Origin of the sequence: Pseudoalteromonas sp. S3260, from assembly GCF_005886925.1 — a bacterium.
Classification (GTDB): Bacteria; Pseudomonadota; Gammaproteobacteria; order Enterobacterales; family Alteromonadaceae; genus Pseudoalteromonas; species Pseudoalteromonas tetraodonis.
The window spans coordinates 54,292-77,704 of the sequence record NZ_PNCV01000035.1; the positions used below are offsets into that span (position 1 = coordinate 54,292).

At 39.4% G+C, this 23,413-nt stretch carries 20 protein-coding genes and 4 pseudogenes; 9 read left to right on the top strand and 15 right to left on the bottom strand.

The genetic code is table 11. The features are described from left to right. Positions 1-79: 79 nt before the first annotated feature. Positions 80-793 carry a DUF1499 domain-containing protein gene (locus tag CWC14_RS06460; RefSeq protein ID WP_138561949.1) on the bottom strand — a complete coding sequence of 238 codons (714 nt, stop codon included), beginning with the start codon at positions 791-793 and terminating at the stop codon, positions 80-82. 191 nt (positions 794-984) lie between these two features. Between CWC14_RS06460 and CWC14_RS06465 the strand changes: the two genes are divergently transcribed. Then, positions 985-1,206 (top strand): hypothetical protein, encoded by a 222-nt coding sequence (locus CWC14_RS06465; protein WP_008108632.1) that lies wholly within the window; start codon positions 985-987, stop codon positions 1,204-1,206. 77 nt (positions 1,207-1,283) lie between these two features. Here the strand turns inward: CWC14_RS06465 and CWC14_RS06470 are convergent. The 10 genes and pseudogenes from CWC14_RS06470 to CWC14_RS19960 form a co-directional block, all read right to left on the bottom strand. Continuing rightward, positions 1,284-2,229, bottom strand: a pseudogene (locus CWC14_RS06470) (sensor histidine kinase). Continuing rightward, positions 2,222-2,766 (bottom strand): annotated as a pseudogene (locus tag CWC14_RS06475) (heme NO-binding domain-containing protein). Before CWC14_RS06475 ends, CWC14_RS06470 begins: the two co-directional pseudogenes overlap by 8 nt. Before the next feature lie 220 nt (positions 2,767-2,986). Continuing rightward, positions 2,987-5,413 (bottom strand): ATP-dependent helicase HrpB, encoded by a 2,427-nt coding sequence (gene hrpB, locus CWC14_RS06480; protein ID WP_138561951.1) that lies wholly within the window; start codon positions 5,411-5,413, stop codon positions 2,987-2,989. A gap of 48 nt (positions 5,414-5,461) precedes the next feature. Next, on the bottom strand, positions 5,462-5,878 hold the full coding sequence (locus tag CWC14_RS06485; protein WP_138561953.1) for a flagellar FliJ family protein: 417 nt from the start codon (positions 5,876-5,878) through the stop codon (positions 5,462-5,464). After that, a complete protein-coding gene (locus CWC14_RS06490) occupies positions 5,871-7,220 on the bottom strand; it encodes a FliI/YscN family ATPase (RefSeq protein WP_138561955.1) in 1,350 nt (449 codons plus the stop codon). The genes CWC14_RS06485 and CWC14_RS06490 overlap by 8 nt, the downstream gene beginning before the upstream one ends. Next, positions 7,213-7,845 (bottom strand): FliH/SctL family protein, encoded by a 633-nt coding sequence (locus CWC14_RS06495; protein ID WP_138561957.1) that lies wholly within the window; start codon positions 7,843-7,845, stop codon positions 7,213-7,215. The genes CWC14_RS06490 and CWC14_RS06495 overlap by 8 nt, the downstream gene beginning before the upstream one ends. A 2-nt stretch (positions 7,846-7,847) precedes the next feature. Then, positions 7,848-8,237 carry a FliG C-terminal domain-containing protein gene (locus CWC14_RS06500; RefSeq protein ID WP_249928715.1) on the bottom strand — a complete coding sequence of 130 codons (390 nt, stop codon included), beginning with the start codon at positions 8,235-8,237 and terminating at the stop codon, positions 7,848-7,850. Continuing rightward, the gene (locus CWC14_RS06505) at positions 8,234-8,557 is read right to left on the bottom strand and encodes a flagellar hook-basal body complex protein (RefSeq protein WP_283957448.1); all 324 of its coding nucleotides are present in this window, start codon (positions 8,555-8,557) and stop codon (positions 8,234-8,236) included. Before CWC14_RS06505 ends, CWC14_RS06500 begins: the two co-directional genes overlap by 4 nt. Positions 8,558-8,575: 18 nt before the next feature. Continuing rightward, positions 8,576-9,229: a flagellar hook assembly protein FlgD gene (locus CWC14_RS06510; RefSeq protein ID WP_054202054.1), complete on the bottom strand. Its 654-nt coding sequence runs from the start codon at positions 9,227-9,229 to the stop codon at positions 8,576-8,578. A 4-nt stretch (positions 9,230-9,233) separates the two neighbouring features. Beyond that, a pseudogene (locus CWC14_RS19960) lies at positions 9,234-9,410 on the bottom strand (flagellar basal body rod C-terminal domain-containing protein); the annotation flags it as partial. A gap of 246 nt (positions 9,411-9,656) precedes the next feature. Between CWC14_RS19960 and CWC14_RS06525 the strand changes: the two are divergent. The 8 genes from CWC14_RS06525 (at position 9,657) to CWC14_RS06560 (ending at position 17,427) form a co-directional block, all read left to right on the top strand. After that, positions 9,657-9,944 carry a hypothetical protein gene (locus CWC14_RS06525; protein ID WP_249928716.1) on the top strand — a complete coding sequence of 96 codons (288 nt, stop codon included), beginning with the start codon at positions 9,657-9,659 and terminating at the stop codon, positions 9,942-9,944. Positions 9,945-10,450: 506 nt separating this feature from the next. Continuing rightward, on the top strand, positions 10,451-11,968 hold the full coding sequence (locus tag CWC14_RS06530; RefSeq protein ID WP_008464416.1) for a DUF3360 family protein: 1,518 nt from the start codon (positions 10,451-10,453) through the stop codon (positions 11,966-11,968). A 336-nt stretch (positions 11,969-12,304) separates the two neighbouring features. Further along, the gene (locus CWC14_RS06535) at positions 12,305-12,502 is read left to right on the top strand and encodes a CsbD family protein (protein WP_010391132.1); all 198 of its coding nucleotides are present in this window, start codon (positions 12,305-12,307) and stop codon (positions 12,500-12,502) included. Positions 12,503-12,509: 7 nt separating this feature from the next. Further along, on the top strand, positions 12,510-14,420 hold the full coding sequence (locus CWC14_RS06540; protein ID WP_171036831.1) for a tyrosine-type recombinase/integrase: 1,911 nt from the start codon (positions 12,510-12,512) through the stop codon (positions 14,418-14,420). A gap of 221 nt (positions 14,421-14,641) precedes the next feature. Further along, positions 14,642-14,875, top strand: coding sequence for a hypothetical protein (locus tag CWC14_RS06545; RefSeq protein WP_138561961.1), 234 nt, complete (start codon positions 14,642-14,644; stop codon positions 14,873-14,875). Beyond that, positions 14,875-15,366: a hypothetical protein gene (locus tag CWC14_RS06550; RefSeq protein ID WP_138561963.1), complete on the top strand. Its 492-nt coding sequence runs from the start codon at positions 14,875-14,877 to the stop codon at positions 15,364-15,366. Before CWC14_RS06545 ends, CWC14_RS06550 begins: the two co-directional genes overlap by 1 nt. Positions 15,367-15,858: 492 nt before the next feature. After that, the gene (locus CWC14_RS06555; protein ID WP_138561965.1) at positions 15,859-16,500 is read left to right on the top strand and encodes a YagK/YfjJ domain-containing protein; all 642 of its coding nucleotides are present in this window, start codon (positions 15,859-15,861) and stop codon (positions 16,498-16,500) included. Between the two features lie 279 nt (positions 16,501-16,779). After that, entirely contained in the window at positions 16,780-17,427 is a 648-nt protein-coding gene (locus tag CWC14_RS06560) for a recombinase family protein (protein ID WP_138561967.1), read from the top strand. 124 nt (positions 17,428-17,551) lie between these two features. Here the strand turns inward: CWC14_RS06560 and CWC14_RS06565 are convergent, their stop codons facing one another. The 4 genes and pseudogenes from CWC14_RS06565 to metH all read right to left on the bottom strand — a co-directional run bounded on the left by CWC14_RS06565 (position 17,552) and on the right by metH (position 23,405). After that, on the bottom strand, positions 17,552-17,854 hold the full coding sequence (locus tag CWC14_RS06565; protein ID WP_138561969.1) for a hypothetical protein: 303 nt from the start codon (positions 17,852-17,854) through the stop codon (positions 17,552-17,554). 231 nt (positions 17,855-18,085) lie between these two features. After that, positions 18,086-18,616, bottom strand: a complete 531-nt coding sequence (locus CWC14_RS06570) for an ankyrin repeat domain-containing protein (RefSeq protein ID WP_138561971.1) — start codon at positions 18,614-18,616, stop codon at positions 18,086-18,088. 85 nt (positions 18,617-18,701) lie between these two features. Then, a pseudogene (locus tag CWC14_RS06575) lies at positions 18,702-19,398 on the bottom strand (aspartate/glutamate racemase family protein). A 1,376-nt stretch (positions 19,399-20,774) separates the two neighbouring features. Beyond that, positions 20,775-23,405, bottom strand: a complete 2,631-nt coding sequence (gene metH, locus CWC14_RS06590) for a methionine synthase (protein WP_138561977.1) — start codon at positions 23,403-23,405, stop codon at positions 20,775-20,777. Between the last annotated feature and the right edge of the window lie 8 nt (positions 23,406-23,413).

The following is a 23,413-nucleotide window of genomic DNA, read 5'->3' on the forward strand; positions in this document are numbered from 1 at the left end:
TGTCAGCTATGAACATAAGCTGATCATGTGCAACTGCAAATAGCCCTGAAAAATGCAAGGGCTGTTTATTAGTATTCAATTATTCCACAACAACGGCATTTAACTCTTCAATCAGTGTTTTAATACGCTGTGCATTTTTACCTAAATCACTTTTACCAATGCGTGATTTACTACGTATGTCGACCACACGCTTACTGCCTTTATCGTTAATACGAACCACAACATCGTCTTTAAAGCCAAACCAGGTCGTGGTGTCTGTTGCTTCAACAATGCCATTATTAACATCACTATTAACCAGTTCCCAGCCTAAGTTTTCCATGGCTTTAGTAATTGCTGCCACCAGCTCTGTTTGGGTTTGGTTGTACTCGAGCGGTTTTAGTCCTGGGTACGCTTCACGTTGCTGCGCTGCCGTTTCTTCACCCGCGTAAGCAACAGGGTTAGGTGCATCAGCACGTAAAGGCACAACCGCAACAAACTTAGGTGGGTTAATTAAATCGGTAGAAATATCATGAATTGGCGGAACACTTTTTGCTGTATTCATCATGTTAATCGGCATTGCAATAGCAACAGCTGCAAAAATAACCGTGATCACTGCACTGGTTAGGCTCACTGTTTTACGCATGAATAGCACTTGAACTAACAATAAGGCTAATGCTGCCCCACCAACATAAACGCCTAACCTAAAACCAGCAAAGGCAGTACCTAGCTCAACCATATTAAATTTATAAAGAGGTCCCGGTAGTACCACCATTAAAAAAGCGATAAGCCCAACTAAGGTCACTAAATATTTTATTGCCTACTCCGTTATTGTTATATGGTTATTGTTTTTTAAACAGCTTTATACTGTTAACACTCCAATTTAGATTACTATGACCGATAAGTATCTATAAAGTCATAATTTATTGCCCTTTTAAAGTAGATAACTTGACTCCTTGGTAAAAATCAACAAACTACGGGGGTAAAATTATCAGGGTATTATTATTTATGAAAACAGAGATTAGTTACCGGTTTGAGTCATCTCAAGTAGCCAACCGCTTTTTACACGAATTAAAAGATTGGCCAGTCAATGACGTAAAAACACGTCTTTTTAATGGCGGCGACAGCGTTAAAGTAAGCTACGAATATGATGAAAGCGGATTTGATTATACCGTTGCCGAACTTGATGATTTAGCCGAGCAACACGGCGGACAAGAAGTATCGAGTTAAGATACTTATACCTACGCTCAATAGCCACAACACACTTTGTAGTCATGCCTACATTTTAAAACTTTAAGCTTACAAAGTTATGTAGTAATAGGTATTACACAACGTATTAAAGACCCCTTACCCACTTCACTTTCAACCTCTATAGTGCCATTGTGCTCTTTAAGTACATTGTAAACTATAGCCATTCCCATACCTGTGCCTTGGCCTACGGGTTTAGTGGTAAAGAAAGGATCGAACATTTGTTTAAGTGTACCAGCGCCCATCCCACAGCCGTTATCTGCCACTTCTATGTAAATATTGTTTTCATTGGCAAACAGCTTAACACTTATTTTTCCTTGCTGATCGCGCAAATCGTCGCAGGCGTGTTTGGCATTAATTAATAAGTTTACAAACACTTGTTTCATAGATGAAATATTACACCGTGTTAGAGGTAACTTTTCAATGTGTAACTCTATAGCACACGTCCCTAGCTGGTTGTCGAGTAGTTTTAGTGTGCCATTGAGTGATTCTGTAATATCTGCCATTGCAGTTACGTTGTCTTTTAGGCTTGCAAAGTCGACAAGGTTACTAACAATATGAGCTATACGCTCTAATCCCTCTTGGGTATCATCAACTAAGTCATCAATATCGTCCACAATAAAGCTTAAATCGTTCTCTTGATTGAGCTGAACTAAAATAGACTCTAACTGCGATACTGAAATCGATATATCTACAATTTGTTGAGCCGCCGTCATTAACGAAACCAACACGGGCTTTATAAATTTATACTTTCTACATTGCTGGTTATGTAAGCAAGCGGGTTATTTCGTGGGCCATCCCAGCAGAGAGTGTCCCTAGCGTGGCCATTTTTTCGCTTTGCATTAAGGTTATTTGTTGGTTTTTAACCGTTTCGAGCTTTTCTTCCAGCTCTTGATTAACAATAAACAATGCCCGTGTTTTGTCTTCTAGTAGGGTTTCTAATTGATCTCTGGCTGATTTTTCGCGCAAATACGCTTTTTTATAATTGTAGTCGTCTTCAGCCATGGGGAGTCTCATATTTTATTTCAATTAAACACGAATCAAACCCATCATGCATACACTGGGCATGATTAAGTTTAGCATCAACCCCATAATGAGCCGCAGCACCAAAAATAAGCCCTTCGGCGCACATACAAAGCTGTCGCTTAGAGTTGTAACGCATTAAAATAAACCCGTCTTCAATAATTTGGGCGTCAATTTCAGGTAAATTAGGCTCATTATAAAGCTTAGCTACTTCAACATGAATTACTTTATCAATACCAATAATGAGATCAGCAAAACAATTAAAGTTAGCAACAATGCTTGGATGACGTGCCTTTAAGTGAGAAAATAAATACTCTCCAAAGGCCTTTAATACCTCTGGCATAGAAAGTGCAGTGGCTACATCTTGTACCAAACCAACTATTTCTTCATCTGGATAACTTTCTGCAGAAATATAAACACGACCTTCAGGTGCATTTTTTCAAGTAAGTCGTCCCATGCAGCCATGCCACATTTTTCAATAACCAGTGCCTCAAGCCCTCTAAAGATAACGCCTTTCATGCATCTTCCCTCTATTATCACTTTTAGATTGTTAGCTGCATCTTCAATTAGTTACAAACGCTCGCTACCTTACGACTCATATGTACACTAGCGTAGTAAGTCTTACTCTGTAAAATATCAGCATTAAAGTAATAATAGTTTAGTCGCTTGTAAAACGCCCAAAAATGTTCGTTATTTGTATGGTCAACGTTTAACATTAAGTGACATTAAGGAAGCGTGATCACATTCTGCTTTTTACTCTATTGGTGGCAACGCTATTGGCAGGATCGTCTGGCCAAAAGTGCTTGGGGTAGCGCCCTTTCATCTCTTTTTGTACCTCGCGGTAACTACTATTCCAAAAATGCGCTAAGTCTTGAGTTAACTGTAGTGAACGCTTGCCTGGCGATAACAACTCCATTAGCAGTGTTAATTTACCGTTAGCTAACATAGGCGTGCTGGTTAAACCATATACTTCTTGCATGCGCACACTAAGCTTGGCAGGTCCATCAAGTTGGTATTCAATTTTTATGTTAGAGCCACTTGGTACTGTTAGCCGCAGTGGGAGTAAAGATTTTAGCTCGCTTTGCTGTTGCCAATTAAAACAATTTTGTAGTGCCTCAAAATAATTAAACTTTTTAAGTTGCTCAAGGGTTTTAATATCTTCAAGGTATACCCCTAACCAATCACCTGCTGTTTCAATGAGCTGCTGCTGACTAATAATAGGAAACTGTTCTGGCATCAATTTGCTAGCTAGGCACATTCTAATAAGTAGTTGCTCACTTTCTTTTTGCTCGTTAAACAGTGAAAAGCCCTGTTTGGCAAACAAACTAAGCCATGCCTTGGCCCGTTCTGTTTTATCAAGCTTATGTTTACTTGGTTGGCTACTAAGGGTAATTTCCCCAAGTTTTACTTCATCTTGATGAATAAACCGAGCGGCTTTTTCATCAAACTCGCAGCGGGTCAACTCAGTGAATAAATGCGGTAAATACTCTTTAAGCGCTAATGGATTTAGCGCCGTGGCTGCAAAAACTCGCCCGCCTTTATGCCCGCCCATACTGGCAATAGCTATATATTCGTCATTATGCCAGTAGTCAGGGTTTAGCTCAGCCCCTGCCCCATTTGCTAATAAGTAGCCATTGCCACGTTTTTTAGCGATGCGATCTGGGTAGGCAAGCGACACTAATAAGCTTAAATGTTCAGTGTTTAAATCTGTGCGGCTATCGGTAAATTTTAAGCGTTTTAACCAATAATTTAATTGCTGCTTAAACACCGGATGTGGTCGTTGTTGTTGACTATGCAGTGCTAGGTTGAGCTCATTGGCAGTGTTAACTCGGCTTTCTAGTAAGGCCACTAAATAAATAGCTAAGCGATAAACCCCACTTAACCGTGGCTCTAACATTTGCGCTTTTAATAACATATGCGCTAAGCGAATATCGGCACCAAAGCCCAACATTTTACTGCCCAGCGTGGTGAGCTTACCGTTACTATCTATGGCTTCAAGCATAGATAATAAATTAGTAGCTTGGCTGCATTGTTGCTCACTCGGCGGGTCAAGTAAGGTGAGTTCACTAATGCTTGCGCCCCACTGCTTTGCCTCAAGCATCAGTTGGCTAATATCTGAGGTAAGAATATCAGGGTTATCGTGGCTGTTTCGTCTCTCAAAAGTTTGTTTTGAACCTAACCGGTACACAACCCCTGGCTCTATTCTTCCTGCACGCCCTGCGCGTTGTACTGCCGATGAACGCGATATACTTTGCGTAGTAAGCTCAGTCACACCAGTTTTTAAATTAAAGCTGGCTGCACGGCGCTTGCCGCTATCAACAACAATTCTAATACCTTCAATGGTTAAACTTGTTTCGGCAACATTGGTCGTTAATACTACTTTTCGCATCCCTTGAGGCGCAGGTGAAATTGCAGCTTGTTGATTAGCTTTATCTTGTTCGCCAAATAATGTGGCAACAATACAATTACTGGGCAAGTCGCTCAGCGCTTGCTGCACTCGCAGTATTTCACGCTGGCCGGGTAAAAATACCAGCGCACTGCCGGTTTGCTCATTGAGTGCTTGTTTTATAATAGCGGGGATGGCATCAAGCCAGCGGCTTTCATCTTTTATTGGGCAATATATTTCGTCAATCGGGTAACTTCGCCCGCTTGACTGAATCACTGGGCAATTAAAAAACCCAGTGTAGCGTTCGCTATCAAGGGTGGCCGACATCAGCATAATGGTTAAATCTTCACGTAGCGCCGCTTGCGATTCTAAAGCAAAAGCCAGCGCGGTATCTGCTGCGATAGAGCGCTCATGAAACTCATCAAAAATCAGTAAATCAACATCACTGAGTTCAGGGTCATTTTGTAACATGCGTGTCAGCATGCCTTCGGTGACTATTTCAAGGCGCGTGTGTACGCTTACTTTACTCTCACCTCGCACCCGTAAACCGACACTTTGCCCCAGCGTTTCGTTTTGGCAATGCGCTAAATAATTGGCAATATTACGTGCAGCTAAGCGCCGAGGCTCCAACATCACTATGTGTTTATAATGCCCATCGCGCATAAGCTGTAATGGCAACCACGTTGATTTACCTGCACCAGGCGGCGCTTGCAGTAAGGTGATTGGGTTGGCTTTTAATGCATCAATGAGTGAGTTATATATTTCTTGAACCGGCAGCACGCTATTTACCCTAAAATACTTTGTCGCCATTGTAGCAAAAATTAGCAGTTATTTATGTAGGGTACGACTATGTGCTTGGCTTATCATTTCATCTAAAACTTTAGCTTCTTGTTGCTGCGCTTGGCTTTGAAAAGCACGGTGCCTGTTGCTTACTATCCCTTCTATGCCTTTGGTAAAGCTCATTTGCTTAGAACAAGCTTGCTGTTGACGTAATTCATCTTGCTGTGAATCATGAATCCGCGCTTGTTGCTGCGCTGACAAACCAGACAAAATGCGTTTCATCCCTGATAAATTTTGTAAGCTTAGCGCCGAGCTCATTTGCTGGTTTTTATCCATACTGTTTATGTGCTGTTGTAGCTGCGATAGTCGTTGCTGCTCTAAGTTACTTCTTTGTTGTAATTGAGTTTGCTCGGCCAGCATTTTATCTAATTTTTGTTGTTGTAATCCTAAAAATTTATTAATCATTCAGTTCACCCATCACTGCATTTAACTGATTCACTGACTGTGAGAAATCCACTTGTTCGTTCAATCCTTGGCATAAAAATGATTCGATTTTTGGATACAAATTTACCGCACTGTCGAGTTCAGGATCTTTACCTGCCTGATACGCCCCTAAAGGAATAAGCTCATGCACTTGCATGTAGCGGCTATAAAGTTTTTTCAATTTATAACAAAAACTTAGCTGCTCATCACTTACTATATTTGGCATCACTCGACTAATCGATGAACCAATATTAATGGCCGGATAATGACCCCTTTCTGCTAAGGTGCGATCCAATACTATATGGCCATCAAGAATTGCTCGGGCGTTATCGGCTATTGGATCTTGTTGATCGTCGCCTTCAGCCAATACCGTATAAATGGCGGTCATGCTGCCTTTACTTTTTTCACTATTACCGGAGCTTTCAACCAACTGGGTTAATTTACTAAATACCGATGGCGGGTACCCTTTAGATGCGGGCAGCTCACCTACCGATAAGCCAATTTCTCGCTGTGCTTGCGCATAGCGGGTTAATGAGTCCATCAACAGCGATACATTTGAATTTTTATCTCTAAAATAAGCCGCCAATTTATGGCTAAGCTCGGCGGCTTTAATACGCAATAAGGGAGAATCGTCTGCTGGGGATGCTATTACAATGGCTTTTTTTAAGCCTTTTTTACCTAAGCTTTGCTCAATAAAATCTTTTACTTCCCAACCACGCTCACCGACTAGGCTTACAATAACTACATCGGCCGAGGTAAAACGGGTCATCATGCCAAGTAATTTACTTTTACCCACACCCGAACCTGCAAATAACCCTAACCGCTGGCCTTTACCTACACTAAATAGGCTATTAATAGCGCGAATACCCACATCTAGCGGCTCGATAACGCCTTTGCGCTCCAGCGGTGTTAAAGAATAATCGTTACCCAATTTACTGGCGCTTTTTGTGCTGTCTTGTTCAAGTGGGCCTAAGTTATCAATGGGTTGCATTTGCGCATCAAGCACACGCCCTAATAACTTTTCAGAAATAGCCACATGGTTGTTTTTTATAACTGGCCTAACGCGTCCACCTGAATATAAATTTTGTATTTTTTTCAGGGGCATTAAATAGGCTTCATCTTGATTAAAGCCTACGACTTCAGCGTCATACCAGTGACCATCAACACTTTCTACTTGGTATTTTTCACCCATAGCAAATTGCCCACCGGTAGCGGTAAGCGTTAAACCATTTACTCGCGTTAAGCGGCCATAACTTTTAACTAATTCAGGCGAGGTTATCGCTTTCAGCGCAGATTTTAAACTAGTGTGTAAGGGGTTAGTCATGCGGCTGCGCTTTGAGTATTTCAGGTATCACTTCATCCAGTAAGCTTTGTAGGCGCTCTGAAAAAGAAAATCGATGTGTTTGTTGCTCTGCCACCAGTTCAACGTCTCCACTGATCAGAGCCTCATCAAAGTAAACCGGCACCGAAAATTCAGCTAAACGTGCATCATTAAAGCAGTGGCGATCAGCCCCTGAGATCATAACTTTTGTTACTACATCGCGATTGCTAAGCAAGGTAATGGCTTTTTCAATCAGCTGCGAGCGTATTTCGGGGCGTACTTTTAGCTCGCAGTCAATAACATGCTCTGCTAACTTGCTTATCATCAAGGCAAGATCTTGTTTAAACTCATCATTAAAGTTAAGTAGTTCGTTATTCGCTTTGTCGAATAAAGTGTTAAAACGTTCAATAAGCTGTGTTTTTTGCGCTTCAAGACGTTCAGCAACCCGTAGCTCTATTTGTTGCTCCATTTGCTGCTCTAACTCACTTTGCTTATCGGCTGCCCCTTGCGTGAGCCCTTCTTCATAGCCCTGCTGTAAACCAACACGCTGAGCAGCATCTAAACGCTCTTGCAGCGTTTGATGTTGCTCATTTTTATTTAAAGTGGGAAACCTAAATGCTTGACTCATAGTTAGCCTGCAGTCTCTTCTTCAAATAAGCGATATTCAATATCACCTTGTTTGCTCATGTCTCTGACAATCGACATAATTTCTTTTCTGGCGGCAATCACTTTGCTCAATGGTTGTGCACTTAAGCCGTCAATTTGTTGTTGGTACACTTGCGCTAAACGTTTAGGTAGTGCACCTAAAACACTCGCTAAAAACTCACTGTTCACACCCTTTAATGACATCGTCCATAACTCATCAGGAATGTCATTAAGCAACAAGGTTAATGTCTCGTCTGTTTGCTTAATTAAGCTGTCAAAATCGTACATTTTTTCTTGTATTTCATCAGCCACGTTAGTGTTATGTTTTTTCATTAGTTCGATAATTTGACTCTTATTACCGTTATAACGATTCATATTAAGTCGTTATCTAACTGAAACTGGCCTGCTTGGGTGTAAGCCGTGCGGCCGTTTTCTGATATGGCAAAAAAACCTTGGCCATCAATAGCAATATCTAGCGCATTACCGGTGCGCACAATTTCACCACCGGTGACAAAATCTTCTTTAACATTGGCAACTTTAACGCCGCCGCGTTGACTGCCGTTATACACTGCGGCAAATTCTGCGGTGTTATTTTTATAACCAGCAGTACCCGAGTTAGCAATATTATTACTGGTTACTTCTAATCCTGTTTGGGTACTTTTAAGACCACTTAATCCTATATTGAACATAGACATATTATTTATTCCTCTTATTTATGCCACTTGATTAATTTCAGTGATACCAAAATTACCCAAACCATCGACTTGTAATAAAATATCTTCTAACGATTTACCTACAGAAACACGCTCAACCTCACCACTTAGCCAAGTATCAAGCTGCTTTGGTACCTCTTCAGTAGTGGCATACGCTCTCACTGCATACGCACCGGCTTCTTGGTTTTCAAATTCAAAACGCAATGAACCGACTCCAGAATAAGGCAGTTGTTTTTCTTCAACTAATTCACCATCTTGGTTATAAAGTTGCACAGTGACAGAGTCTGCCGCTTCCCCTAAATTAACCATGCCAGAGACACTGCCATCTTGTTCAAGAGCAATACTGCTTGCTTGTACATCAACCGTTTGGCCAACCATATTAGTGGCTTCAAGCACCGCTAAGCTGCTCACATAATCCAAACCATCGGCGGTGTTTTGGCGAATGCTTTGTAACGACTCAACATTAGAAAACTCCGCAAGCTGGCTCACATATTGAGTGCCGTCCATAGGTTGTAATGGATTTTGATTACTAATTTGCGCAACAAGTAACTCTAAAAACATGGTCGACATTTCATCTGCTGAGCTATTACCGGCAATATTCGTAGTGTTTTTTGCCCCGTCGGCTGCGCTTGGAACGGCTGAATTAACTTGCATAAAATTATTGTCCTAACTTAAGAATGCTTTGCTGCATGCTATTTACACGCCCCATAACTTCAACAGATGTTTGATAACTGCGACTTGCAGACATCATGTCGGCCATTTCTTCAAGTGCATTTACGTTGGAGTAAAATACATAACCATCGTTGTTAGCTATTGGGTTATTTGGCTCATAGCGCTCGGTTTGACTCGGTGCTCCCTAACACGTCAACCGAGGCTGAAATTGCCAGTGGTGAATTTAAAATTAGTATTGATGAAACCGTTAACGCTATGGTTGAACTTCATAAAAAATGAAAACTGTAAAAGAGTATATTGTAAGTCTGCAACAAGACATTATTAAGCTAGACGCGTTAATTGAATTACTTGAAACGCAATACGAATTGCTAAGCCAACGTAATCTCAGCTAGAAACACACAATAAAAAAATGCTTGGCTTTTTAGAAAGCTTAAATGAATCACATAACCAGCGCGATGGCTTTTTGGTGAGTTTAGGCCTGCAAGGTGGCAAAGAAGGCTTAGCACAATTAACCGCGTTGCTGCCTGCTGATATAAACTCGCTCACTACAAAATTATTACACCAGCTTGAGCTAAAAACTAAAACCTGCAAAATAATGAATGAACGCTCAGGGCAATTACTGTCAAGCCAACGTCGGTTGTTACAGCGTTTAACTGGCGGTGAAAACAAACAAGCGTACCCAGAAATGCCTTTATAAATACGTTACATAAAGGCATTTCTCGTTTAGTCACTTTGCGCCATATTTTTACTTTACTCCTATTATTACCTTTCAAAACCCTATCTTGAGTCCAAAAATAGTCGTTCCGTTAAAGCTTAGTATTGTTAGCTTTTGTGCAACTTTGCGGCTAATTGTATTTATAATAAGCAAATAGCGGCTAACGCCACCTTTATTAGACTAAAGAATGATTGCTGCTGAATCTGCTGATTTTATGACCTTTCTGCTATTTTACATGGCAAGATCACACTGTAAAAACAAAAACATAAACCATTGAATTTAAAGATCTTTTAAATTTAACAAGCCAGTTACAACACATCCCTTTGCTATTTTTGTTAACACTTACAAAGCGTTAAACTGGGCTATGCACGACCTTTTGCCTAATTACAATCTGTAGCAAGCTGTTTTACCCTGCGCACTCAACGTTCATTTGCTTTGTAAAAGCTGTATTTTTATTTTGAGTTAGCAACTAAGTTGCAGGAGAAGTCATGACCACCAAGCCGCTAGATGATAATTCATCTGATGCTATACCAGGAGCGGATACTCAAACCGTGTCCGATAGCTATGAAAATCTTCATAAACCCAGCTCTGAGTTTGAAAGCCGCGACGCTTATCTAGAGCACGAACTGCAAATTATGCAGCCAAAACGCTGGCGTCCAAATTTACCGTTTAGAGATTATCGCTTTGAATTTGAAGACACCATTCCAGCGATGGCCGCAACTATAGGTAAAGTTGTGATGGTTGCAGCCATTGCTGCCACTTTTGCAGGCCCTTTGGGGTTGAGTGATGGCTTTGTACTTGAAAACGTACGCTACGAACTTTTAATTGTTTCGTTATTTATTTTACTATTTTCTGGCTTTATTTTACCGACCGCTAACTTAGCGGGTACTCATGGCCCACTCATTCCATTAATTCCTATTGTGGTTGCCGCAGGCGGACACCCTATGGCCTTTGGCTTGCTCATAGGTGCCTTTGGATTGATATTAGCATTCAGTAAAGGCGGCAGTCTCATGGCCAAGCTCACCAGTAAAGGGGTATGTGGTGGCTTGCTTCTCTATTTAGGCTTTGTGGGTACCATTTCTCAGGTTAAAAAACTATTTGCATGGGCTGAAGAAATTCAAATGACCCATATTGCCTTTATCGTAATCTTAGCCACAATTTTACTTTATGCTTTATTGGAGCATTACAAAAAACGCTGGTTAGCCGTGCCACTGAGCTGTTTAATTGGTGGTTTTACTGCTTTTGCATTGGGCGCACCGTTTGAGTTTCATACTGCACCGGGCTTACCAAACATGAACCCTATGTACTGGTGGGGCGAAAACACCGGCTGGATGCTTGGCTTACCAACAGCAGAAAGCTTTGTGGTTGTACTTCCTTTTGCAGTTTTAGCGGTTGCTATGTGGTCGCCTGACTTTTTAGGCCATCAAGTATTTCAAAAAATTAGTTACCCAGAGCGTACTGAAAAAGTACAAATGAATATCGACGATACCATGCTTAGCGCATCAACAAGACAAACCTTTGGCTCGCTATTAGGCGGTGCTAACTTTGCGTCATCTTGGGGCACTTACATTGTTCCTGCTGCTATTGCAAAACGCCCTATTCCTGCAGGCGCAATTTTAACTGCGTTATTTTGTATTATCGCGGGTGTTTGGGGTTACCCAATGGACTTAGCTATTTGGCAGCCAGTATTATGTGTTGCCTTAATTGTAGGGGTGTTTATTCCACTACTTGAAGCGGGTATGGAAATGACCCGTGAAGGTAAAACCACCCAATCAGCCGCCATTGTGGTGTTTGCATCAAGCCTAGTAAACCCTGCATTTGGTTGGTCACTAACTATGCTACTTGATAACTTGGGCCTTATTGGCTGTAAAGAAAGAAGTGCTGATTTATCGCGAATGAGTCGCTGGGTCATCCCACTTATAATGTTTGTACTATTAACCGGTGTAATGGCACTGGTAGGCATGCTGCCAGGCATTCCTGCGCTAATGCCTAGCTTTAGACATTAATTCCTTTATTAAACAGCAAAGCGAGCTTTAATAGCTCGCTTTTTTTATACTAATAAAAGCCAGCACAGTGTCCCTGCAATAATCCCCCTTGAAGTAACCCCCCCTGAAGTGACAGTCCCTGAAATAATTACAAGCCACCCTGCAGAATTTTTATAAAGCTCGCCACCAGCTAAAAAACTTTACGCATCAAAAAACCATAAACAGTTGATATATAAATAAAATTAAAAGTTTTATTTTCTGGTATAGGCTTTGCAACTTTATAAGTGAACGTTAAAAATCATTTTATTAGTAACGCTTTTAAAATGAAAAATCATCACTCTTAATAAGGAGCTAATTATGAATAGCGATCGTATCGAAGGAAATTGGAAAGAACTTAAAGGTAAAGCGCAGCAAAAATGGGGCGATCTTACCAACGATGATTTAGATAAAATTGAAGGTAGCCGTACCGAGCTTGTTGGTAAAATTCAGCAAAAATACGGTAAGTCGAAAGAGGAAGCCGAGCGCGAAGTAAATGACTTTGAGAAAGGTCATTAATATAAGCGTGTTAACAGCTTTACTTGCTAATAAAAAACCGCCATTTGGCGGTTTTTTATGTTCAAATAAATACATTATAATCAGCAATTTATCAAAGTACACTCCTATTGTGCCAAACCTTGTACACATAATTATGACCACAATAGCTCACACAATAAAACGAAATGAAACTTACAGCTTTAATTATCGTTTATCAGACAAGATTTATCGTAAATCACTCAAAACAGATAGCCCAAGTTCTTGTAGAGCTTACGTTTCTGAGATAATGTGTTTCATTAGAAAAGCAAATTATTTAGGGAAGCCCGTGAGCAAAGAGGATATTGACCAATTCATAGATAAGCTGCTCTCTAATCGTTTAAACGATGTTGTTAGAGTTGGTAAAGCAATAACGGAGCCATTATCTACTACAGCAAAAAGTTATTTTAATCAGTGGTACAAAGAAACAGACAGCCAAAGAAACCACCAATATGATTATGATAACTTACCTATTTCTGTCCCAGAACCCCGCCCTGAGTACCTAACATATTCACAATGGTTATCCGAAAAAATAACTTATAAATTTGATTATTTGAGGCTTGCTCTATCAGCCCCTGACCCCGCAACTGGTAAGTATGAATTAGACACAGAACACGATTATATGTATTACTTTGAATACCCTTCAGTAGAAAGCGAACGGTATAGTTATCTAGGGTCTATTATTGACAATTACGCTAATAAGATATCCATAGCAAATGATAACAACAATATAACATTAGCTAATTCAGAGCTTAACTCTCTTAAAGAGCACTTCCAAGATTTTCTACCAGCTGAAGTAAATACGAGATTAGTTACTGAAAATCAGCAGCAACCTATACCAGTAAAAAAAATATACCTAACTGATATTGAAGAAGACTTTTGGAATTATCTAAGAAAAACAAGACAAGATATTAAAAACTTTAATAAATTTAAAGCGAATCTTAACCCCGCTTTTCAAATGCTCACTACAGCGTTTAATGGACAGTCATTAGATACTGTTACTCATGAAGATATTGAAGACATATGGAACATTATTTGTAAATTACCAACAAGAGGTAAGCTAAGACCCGAGCGATATGGTTTTGATGAAAATGATGAGTTTCCTGATAATGCAACTAAGAAAGCCAAGAAACAAGAAGCCTTGTGGAACTTTTTACGCGATGCAGATCAATCACAGTTAAATGAGTTTGCAGTGCCTGAACTATTAACAACGTCTACATTATCTGATTGGAGAAGTACGTTAAAATATATATTTCAATACCTTAAATACAAAAACCACATTCATACAAACCCATTAAGTGAATATGAGTTAGCACTAGCTATCCCAAAAAATCGCCTATGTGCTCGAGCTAAAATGCCAGCCGATATAGCAAGATTAATAATTGATTATTGCTCGGGAAACCTCAGTCAAAGATATAGCTGGGCTGTGTTGATAATGGCGTACCACGGAATGAGGAATGAGGAAGTTACGAGTCTTCACTATGATGACATCATTACCGATCCAGAAACAGGTATTGAGTGTTTTTATATTAGAAGTGGCAAAACAGTAAATGCACAAAGACGAGTACCTATTCATACAAAATTGATAAGTTTAGGTTTTATGGATTTTGTTAAAGATAAAGTTGATGAAGCGCTTTTCAATTTTGAAAGCAACAAGTTAACAGAACACTTCAACTTCTTTAGAGCTGAGTTCAATATTCCTACATACGATCTCTGGAATCGTAAAATCGTAATGTATAGCTTCAGACATTCAGTTATAAATATGATGAATGATGAGTTAAATAATGAACATGTTTACCACCTAGTTGGTCACAGCAGAAATAATACGGCAACGAGGAATTATACTGACCCTGATATACAACTGTATCAAGAAAAAATTAATCGTATCGATTACCACAATTAATAAACCCATAGATACAAGTGAATAAACACCCATCAAATATGCACAATAGTTGCATAATTATTCATACTGGTGTATAATAGTTGTATAAACACCAATACATTCACTAGTGTTAAACCACCCCCCACTTTCCAAAACTTAAAGCACAACTCCTACATTTCTTTCATCAGTCTTTAGCGGAGCTCTGTGCTTTTTTTCTTTTTATAATCAAGAGGTATACACACATGACAACATTCGAAATAGTAACCACTACTAAAAGCGTTTATAACATTCAAACAGGCGAACTGCTTTGTTCTGAGCTGATTAAACAACACACAAGCTTGAAGGATATTCTTAGAGATCTAGGCGTTCAAGTAGACACTGTTGAGCGCTCTAAATACCTTAAAGCATTAAACATGTTGAACGAGGGCATACCACTAAGCAAGGTTGTAAGCCAAATTGTTGGAGGTGGTGAATAATGAGCAAGAAATTACCTGCCCAACTTCAAAAGGTTTTAGAACAGCATAAACAAAGATGGCTAATAGATAATGATGAATTAGCTAAGAGGTTATCCAACGCTACAGCCCAATATACTAAAGCACTCCCACCTTTGGGTAATGATAAGGATTTTTCTCAAATTGTTTTGTTTGCCCCTACTTTTACCAAAGTGTTAGAACAATTACACCAATCAAAATGGGCGGATTATACAATTGATTACAAGCGGACAATTGCAGCAAATGGCAGCTATAAAGTCTTTCTAAATAAACCGCTTTCGCTTCAGGACAAAGAATTGGAACTTCTTGAGAGGGAAGTAAAAACTCAGTATCAGAATGAGCTTGATGAGGTAAAAGAATCGTTTATTGACGACTTATTAAGTGAGTACGAACAACAACAAGCAGATAAAGAAGAAGATAAAAAAGCAGATAACGAGCAAAAGCTCAAACAATCATTACTTAGTTTGCTAGATTAACCTCCCTAGCACGCCATCTCAGCCACTTTAGTACCTCAGCAATACAATCACACTAAAAACATATAAAAAACTCTCAGCCCTCATTTTAGAGAGCTTATTTTTTATTTATTAAGGAAATTACATGACGGATAAAAAGATTAACGTAAAAAAACTTTTGGAAAGATTGGGATATTCTTTCATGACAACTAACCCACCCTGCTACAATTTTGCATTGACACTAGAGAAACTTGGTTTTGATGAAATTAGAATTACCCAAATGGTTAGCCTAAATTATCCTATTGAGATTAATTTCTGATAAAGGTTTATGTCAAAACTTCCCCTTAGCTTTTTATATCAGAAAGTTTATTGTTAGCAACACTAAGAATGCACCGAACAACCACCATTACAGGCCTTTTTGAGTGTTCAACTATATAAGAAAAACCTTATAACCTTTTTTAAAAGGTATATATCTTTATCGCTATACTTATAAAATAAATTAAAAGGATAATTACTATGCCCGAGACAAACAGAAGGTTATTTAAGAAACTTGAATATAAAGAATTGCCTGTTAATAACAAAGAACAAAACCTCCTAGTTAATCGCTTAGAATCTTGCTATAAGCTAATGGATTCAGCCAGTAACACATACGCTAAACTCCTGCATCAACATAGAGTATTAAAAATTCCTAAATCGGTATCTGAATATTACACAGAGAAAGATTTTGAGAAGTTAACGAAATATTTCTTCAAGCTGCTTGAAAACGGAAGATTATGGGATAACAAAGATAGAGGAAAACTCTTTTATGCTTGGTGTGTTGAAAGGGAAGATAAAAAGGGCTGGCACGTTCACCTTCATACATTTGTAAGTGAAAAGAAAAATCGAGCTACGGGTATAAGTGGTGTTATCTCTTCAGCTTGGGATAAAACTTTAAGGCAATATATACCAGACATAGAGCTTAAAGAGGTTACCTCCGAATCTTATAACAGTGGTTATGTTTACACTTGTACCATTCCAGACAATAATTACAAATATCACAGGGTTTTAAGTAGAGGAAATCATACTCAATTAAAGGCCTCCTTTTACTGGATCAGCTACATATGCAAAATTCGAAAAGGTACAAAACCATATAAATTTGGAAGGACTCAAATAAAATAAGCTTTTTTGTTAAACGAACTGGAAGTACGATCACATAGCTACAGAGAAAATATAAAAAATTAATATATAATTCCCCTGAAAGCCAGTATTCACGCCACTAGCAGCCTATCCAACCACTTAATTAACTATATACTAACCTTATTTGAATACACACAAATATCGTTAAATCCTTGATATACCTATTATTTACGCAAGCACACATTACACAACCAACGAACGTTGCAGTATGTAACCCCTTGGTATATGATATATCGCATCTAAAACATTGGGTGATTAATTATGAAAAAGTATGTTGTGTTTTATCGTGTCTCAACAAAGAAGCAAGGCAACAGTGGTTTAGGTCTTGAAGCCCAACAGCGTGATGTATCTATTTATCTCAACACTTATTCAGAGCAGCCTTATAAAGTTGTAAGTACCCATACAAGTATACATAGTGGCTCTGATATAGAAGAATGCCCACACTTTCAAGATGCCATTGCAGCCTGTAAAAATAATGGTGCAACGCTCTTAGTTGCAAAAGTTGACCGCTTATCTAGGAAAGTAAGCGTGTTCTCAAGAGTAATTGAAGAGGTAGACGTTAAAGTCGCAATGATGCCAAACGCTGATAAGTTTCAATTACACATTTATGCAGCCCTAGCCGAGCAAGAGAGAGATTTTATAAGTAAGCGTACAAAAGCTGCACTAGCAGAAGCAAAATCCCGTGGCGTGAAGCTTGGGGGTGTTAGAGCTGGTCACGATAAAGCAATTGCAGCTAAGAAAGAAGCTGCTAAGCAAAGAGCTGAGAAGCTGCGCCCAATGGTTTTAGAGCTAATCAAATCCAATCAATCAAATACATCACTAGCAAAAGCTATGACTAATTTACAAATTGACGGAAAAAAATGGCAACCAACACAAGTAAAACGTTTATTAAAAACATTAAGTATATGATAAATATTAGGTATTTCTATATTTTCCGTCATATATTTTCAGGCTGAGTATCTACGCGTTTAAGACCATTAGCACCCAGATCCAATATTTTAAAGTACAAAAAATATCTTGTATAAGTTACATGCTAATCTCTTCCAAATTTATCTTCCACTTTTCTTATCTTGGTTAAGGCTCCTTTCACAAAGATTAAAGTATATGACTCGCTACCAATAAAAATAATCCTTTCGCCCGTACATTCTTTTTTGTAAAGTTGATTAAAAGCAGTCAATATTTCTTTTGTTTTTTTCGAGTTAACACCGTCAAATAACCGGCTTAAAGAATCCAACTGAAGATCAGAAAAAATCTTGTTTGTGCTTCTTTCTAACTCCCTATCAAGCTCTTTCCTTCGTATTGACGCCTTTATATCATTAATAAGTCCAAATAACATTTTGCAAAGTCTCCATTTTTCTTACTGGCTGATTTATTCCTTATAAGAAGTATTGCTGAGTTAGTAGTGCTTGTCTAGTTGAAAAAGTGTACACAACCTACTAAAATCGTGTACACATTTTAACGCAAGCACAGTCCTTGATGTCTTTGATTTAAGCTTTCCGCCATTTGGCGGTTTTTTTGTTGGTTAATAATAGAATCACTAGATTTAACATATTCGGTAATTTTTGAATTAACCAGCCTGTTTATTATTTGAAATCGACGTCAAAAGTTCAGATATCAGCTGCCTATCTATCTGAGCATTTTTTTCACTCAGTTTATGAATAAACTCTAAAGGTGTAAGCCCATGTGATTTTTCTTTAATGGTAATACTCGCGCCTTTATCCATTAAAAGTTGCACTAAACCAAAGTCATTAAGCAAAATAGCCGAGTGTAGAGGTGATAAACCATCTATGTGACTTAACGTATTTACTTTGATTCCTTTAGAAATAAAGTATTCGATATAAGCATCGCGCTTATCTATATCTTTAATTTCAAATAAAAATGCTAGACCAGCGCCTGATTCAAGTGATTCGATATCACCCTTATCTGCTCTATAATTAAGCAAGTAATATTCGCAAGCGTCACTTGGTATATAGTGAGTATTCTCATTAGTGCTGCAAATAATAACATCTTCAATATCACTATTAATAAGCGAATACAAAGCAACTGAAGAATATCCAACAGATAATAAAAGTAACAAATAAATAGTAAGCTTTTTCACCTCTACCCCCAGATTCCTTAACTATTAGCATCAGTGTATGCAAGCATAACGAAGTGATTATTTACAGAATTAAGCTCAATCTTATTTATTTGGCCAGCGCTAGTTTTACTGCTGCCTCGGCATGTATTTTGGTGGTATCGTAAAGCGGAACCTGCGTATGTTGTGACTTTACCAACAAGGCGATTTCAGTACTGCCTAAAATGATGGCCTGTGCGCCTTGTGCAAATAATCGCTCTATAATACGCACATAATCGGCTCGCGAATCATCATCAATAAGCCCTTGGGCATAACTGCGAATAAATAACCTCGTACACTCGCTTTCGCTCATTAGGTTCAGGTATTAATACCTCAATGTTATGCTTATCGGTTAAACGCTCTTTGTAAAAGTTTTGCTCCATTGTAAATTGCGTGCCCAATAACCCTACTCGCGTAATGCCATAGTGCTTTAATTGCTCTGCGGTGGCATCAGCAATATGTAAAATAGGAATTGTAATATTACTGGCAATCTCATCGGCCACTTTATGCATAGTGTTGGTACAAATAAGTAAAAAGTCGGCACCACCAGCCTCTACAGATTTAGCCGCATCGGTGAGTATAGTGGCTGTTTGTTGCCAATCGCCCTGATGCTGCAGCGTTTCAATTTCCGCAAAATCGACGCTCACCATACAAATTTTAGCACTATGCAACCCACCTAACGCATTTTTAACACCGTGGTTTAACGCTTTGTAATAGCTGGCTGTTGACTCCCAACTCATACCTCCGAGCATGCCAATCGTTTTCATAAAATTGCCTTGTTTAAAAGTGGTTAAGAGCAAGCCGATTACTACACAGATATGCGACAAAACAATAAGCAAAGATACCTGTAAAGCCTTGTATAGCGAACCCTCTGACTCATTCTGCCTTACTGTTTTGCTAACTATCAGATGTTGACTTAACAACGAATTTTTCGAATACACAATTTAGTGGGAAATAAATTACCAAATAAATAGCTAGGAAAAGTAAAAACTCCATATAAAAAGGTAGATCTTTTAGGTTTATTATTGAATCAGTTAAATAGCGGCTAACAAACGATGTAATGAATGCAGATAAAAATATAACGACTAAGTTTGAAGTTTTTTTATTCATGTCAATCCTTTTAAAAAAGCTAATTGCACAACCAATTCCATTAAAAATTGATACGATGATAATATTTTTATATAAACTAAACCTGCTTTATGCTTTTTTAAAATTGACATAAGACACCTTACTTTTTTTAGCCTAAACAAAGCCTGCTATTTCGTTTTTCACAGTGAAAGATTTAAAGTGGAGTCTAGTTTATTTATTCTTGTAGGCGCTCTTGTTGAAGGAACAGCTATGTGTTTAATTTATACTAATAGGATAACTAAAAAATTATAGCTAGTCTAAGAGTTGCTTATAATGCACATGACGAAAACCATATAAAGTTTAACCGTAATTTATTTGTATACCTTATTTAAATGATGATTAAAGGGAGTTTAATAAAACACGAAAGAATAACGTTAAGTAAAAATATAAAGGGTATTTTTTTATTTACTTTCTTCTTTGTTCTCACCATTACTCTGCCTATGATCTCATACAGTGAGGTGACACTCGTTTTTGAAGCTTTGAATCAACATCAGCTAATCTTTGAGGAGAAGAGTTTTAGTGCGTGTTTAATTTTAGGCACGCCAGCATTTGCAATGCTTACTCGACTGATATTCTTAAAAGTAAGAAATATTGAAATAAAACCAGAGCTTCTAATTAAATGGTATAAGCTCTGCGGGGTTACTCTGATTTTGCTATTGATTTCAGTTCCTACTTATACCTACTTTATTGAAAGTAAAAGTAAAATTAAAAGTGAAGGCTACACTGTTTGTAATTCGTATTGCACCTCTAGGGGGGCAGATATTTGGGTTACCTCTCAACACTACTGCATTGAAAAGGGTTACAGAGTCAGCTCAGAAATAATAGATTAGTTAAAACAACAAACGACTGAGCCAACACCAGAAGATGTTATAAAAAAAGTAGATGAGCTACTCGCTAATAATCCTTAAAGATTTTTTATGTGTAATTTAAAAAACGAGCCAAATTAGGCTCGTTTTTCTTTTACTGATAGCTGACAGCTAAAAACTGACCGCTTCAACTTTTGACCGCTGCTCTTTTACTCTGGCTCATACCCCAAATTAGGCGATAGCCACCTTTCAGCCTCTGTGAGCGTCATATTAGTTCGTTTGGCGTAGTCTTCCACCTGATCTTTTTGCACAGCGGCTACGGCGTAGTATTTTGCCTCTGGGTGTGAGAAATACCAGCCCGAAACCGCAGCGCCTGGCCACATGGCGTATGAGCTGGTGAGCTGCATGCCAATGCGTTTTTCGGTATCGAGTAACTGCCAAATTTTCTTTTTCTCGGTGTGCTCTGGGCACGCTGGGTAACCCGGTGCTGGGCGAATACCTTGGTAGTTTTCGCGAATGAGTTCATCGTTAGGCAGGTCTTCATCTGGTGCATATCCCCAATACTCTTTACGCACTTGTTCGTGCAAGTATTCGGCAAAGGCTTCAGCAAGCCTGTCGGCAACCGCTTTTACCATTATTTTATTGTAATCGTCTTGCTGTGCGTCGAACGCATTGGCTAGGTCGTCTTCTTCTAAGCCACCTGTTACCGCAAACGCACCAAAGTAATCAGGCGTGCCTTTTGGCGCAATGTAATCGGCTAAACAGTAATTAGCAAAGTCGGTTTTTTCGGTTTGCTGGCGTAAATGACATGAGGTAGTTAATAGCTCTTTTCGCGTTTCGTCGGTGTAAATTTCTATATCATCGCCCACGCGGTTTGCAGGGAATAAACCAATAACACCTAATGGCTGTAAACTGCCTGACTTTTCAAGTTCATCGAGCATGTCGTTGGCATCTTTAAACAAGCTTTGTGCTTGTTCGCCCACTACTTCGTCGGTCAATATGCGCGGATATTTACCGGCGATTGACCAGGTCATAAAGTACGGCGTCCAGTCTATGTATTTGCGTAAAGTCGCGATTGATACATTTTTAAACTCGGTCACGCCCAGCTTTTTAGGCACGGGTGGCGTGTAGTTATCCCAATCGAGCTTTGCAGCATTATCGCGGGCGCGCTGTATGGTAACTGGTTTTGAGCGCGGCTTTTTGCGTGCTTGTTGTTCGCGTACTTTGTCGTATTCGGCGGTGGTTTTAGCTAAAAATTCTGCTTTGTGATCTTTAGAAAGTAAATTAGACACCACACCCACGGCGCGGCTGGCATTATTTACATACACCACGCCTTTGTCGTACTGCGGCTCTATTTTTACTGCGGTATGCGCTTTTGAGGTGGTTGCCCCGCCAATCATTAGCGGCAGCTCAAAGCCACGACGCTTCATTTCTTTGGCAACATGTACCATTTCATCAAGCGATGGGGTAATTAAGCCCGAAAGGCCTATAATATCGGCTTTTTCGTCAATTGCTGTTTGCAGTATTTTATCTGCTGGGACCATTACCCCAAGGTCGATTACTTCGTAGTTATTGCATTGCAGTACTACGCCTACAATGTTTTTACCTATATCGTGCACGTCACCTTTTACGGTAGCCATAACAATTTTACCGTTGGTCGCGCCCTCTTCTTTTTCGGCTTCAATGAATGGGTCAAGGTAGGCGACCGCGCGTTTCATTACCCGAGCCGATTTAACCACTTGGGGTAAAAACATTTTACCGGCACCAAATAAATCCCCAACCACGTTCATGCCATCCATAAGTGGCCCTTCAATGACATGAATAGGTTTATCGGCGCCAGCGCGGCACTCTTCTGTATCTTCATCTATAAAGGTGGTTATGCCTTTTACTAGAGCATGCTCTAGGCGTTTTTCAACCGACCAAGTGCGCCATTCTAAATCTTCTACCCGCTCAGCTTGTGCCATGCCTGAATATTTAGGCGCAAGTTCAACAAGGCGCTCGCCAGCACCGGGGTCGGTATTAAGAATTACATCTTCTACGGCTTTGCGAAGTTCATCGGGGATGTCGTCGTAAACCGCAAGCTGCCCTGCGTTTACTATGCCCATATCCATACCCGCTTTTATAGCATGGTATAAAAACACCGAGTGAATCGCTTCACGTACTGGGTTATTACCTCTAAACGAGAACGATACGTTTGACACCCCACCCGACACTTTACAGTGCGGTAAATTTTGCTTAATACGGCGGGTGCCTTCAATAAATTCTACGGCGTAGTTGTCGTGCTCTTCTATACCGGTGGCAACGGCAAATATGTTGGGGTCGAATATAATGTCTTCTGGCGGGAAGCCAATTTCGTCGACCAAAATACGGTAGCTGCGCTCACAAATTTCAAACTTACGATCGGCGGTATCGGCTTGACCTTCGGTATCAAACGCCATCACAACAGCGGCGGCGCCAAAGCGTTTTATAATTTTAGCTTGGCGAATAAACGGCTCTTCACCCTCTTTAAGTGAAATGGAGTTAACAATGGCCTTGCCTTGAATACACTTTAAGCCTGCTTCTATAACTTCCCACTTTGAGGAGTCGACCATTATAGGTACTTTAGAAATATCAGGCTCTGAGGCAATTAAGTTTAAAAACTTAACCATGGCCGCTTTTGAGTCCAGCATGGCTTCGTCCATGTTGATATCAATAACCTGTGCGCCATTTTCTACTTGTTCGCGGGCCACATTCAGGGCGGTCTCGTAGTCTTCTTCCATGATCAAACGTTTAAACATGGCCGAGCCAGTTACGTTAGTACGCTCGCCGACATTGGTAAATACTGCAATTTGTTGGGTCATTGGCGGCT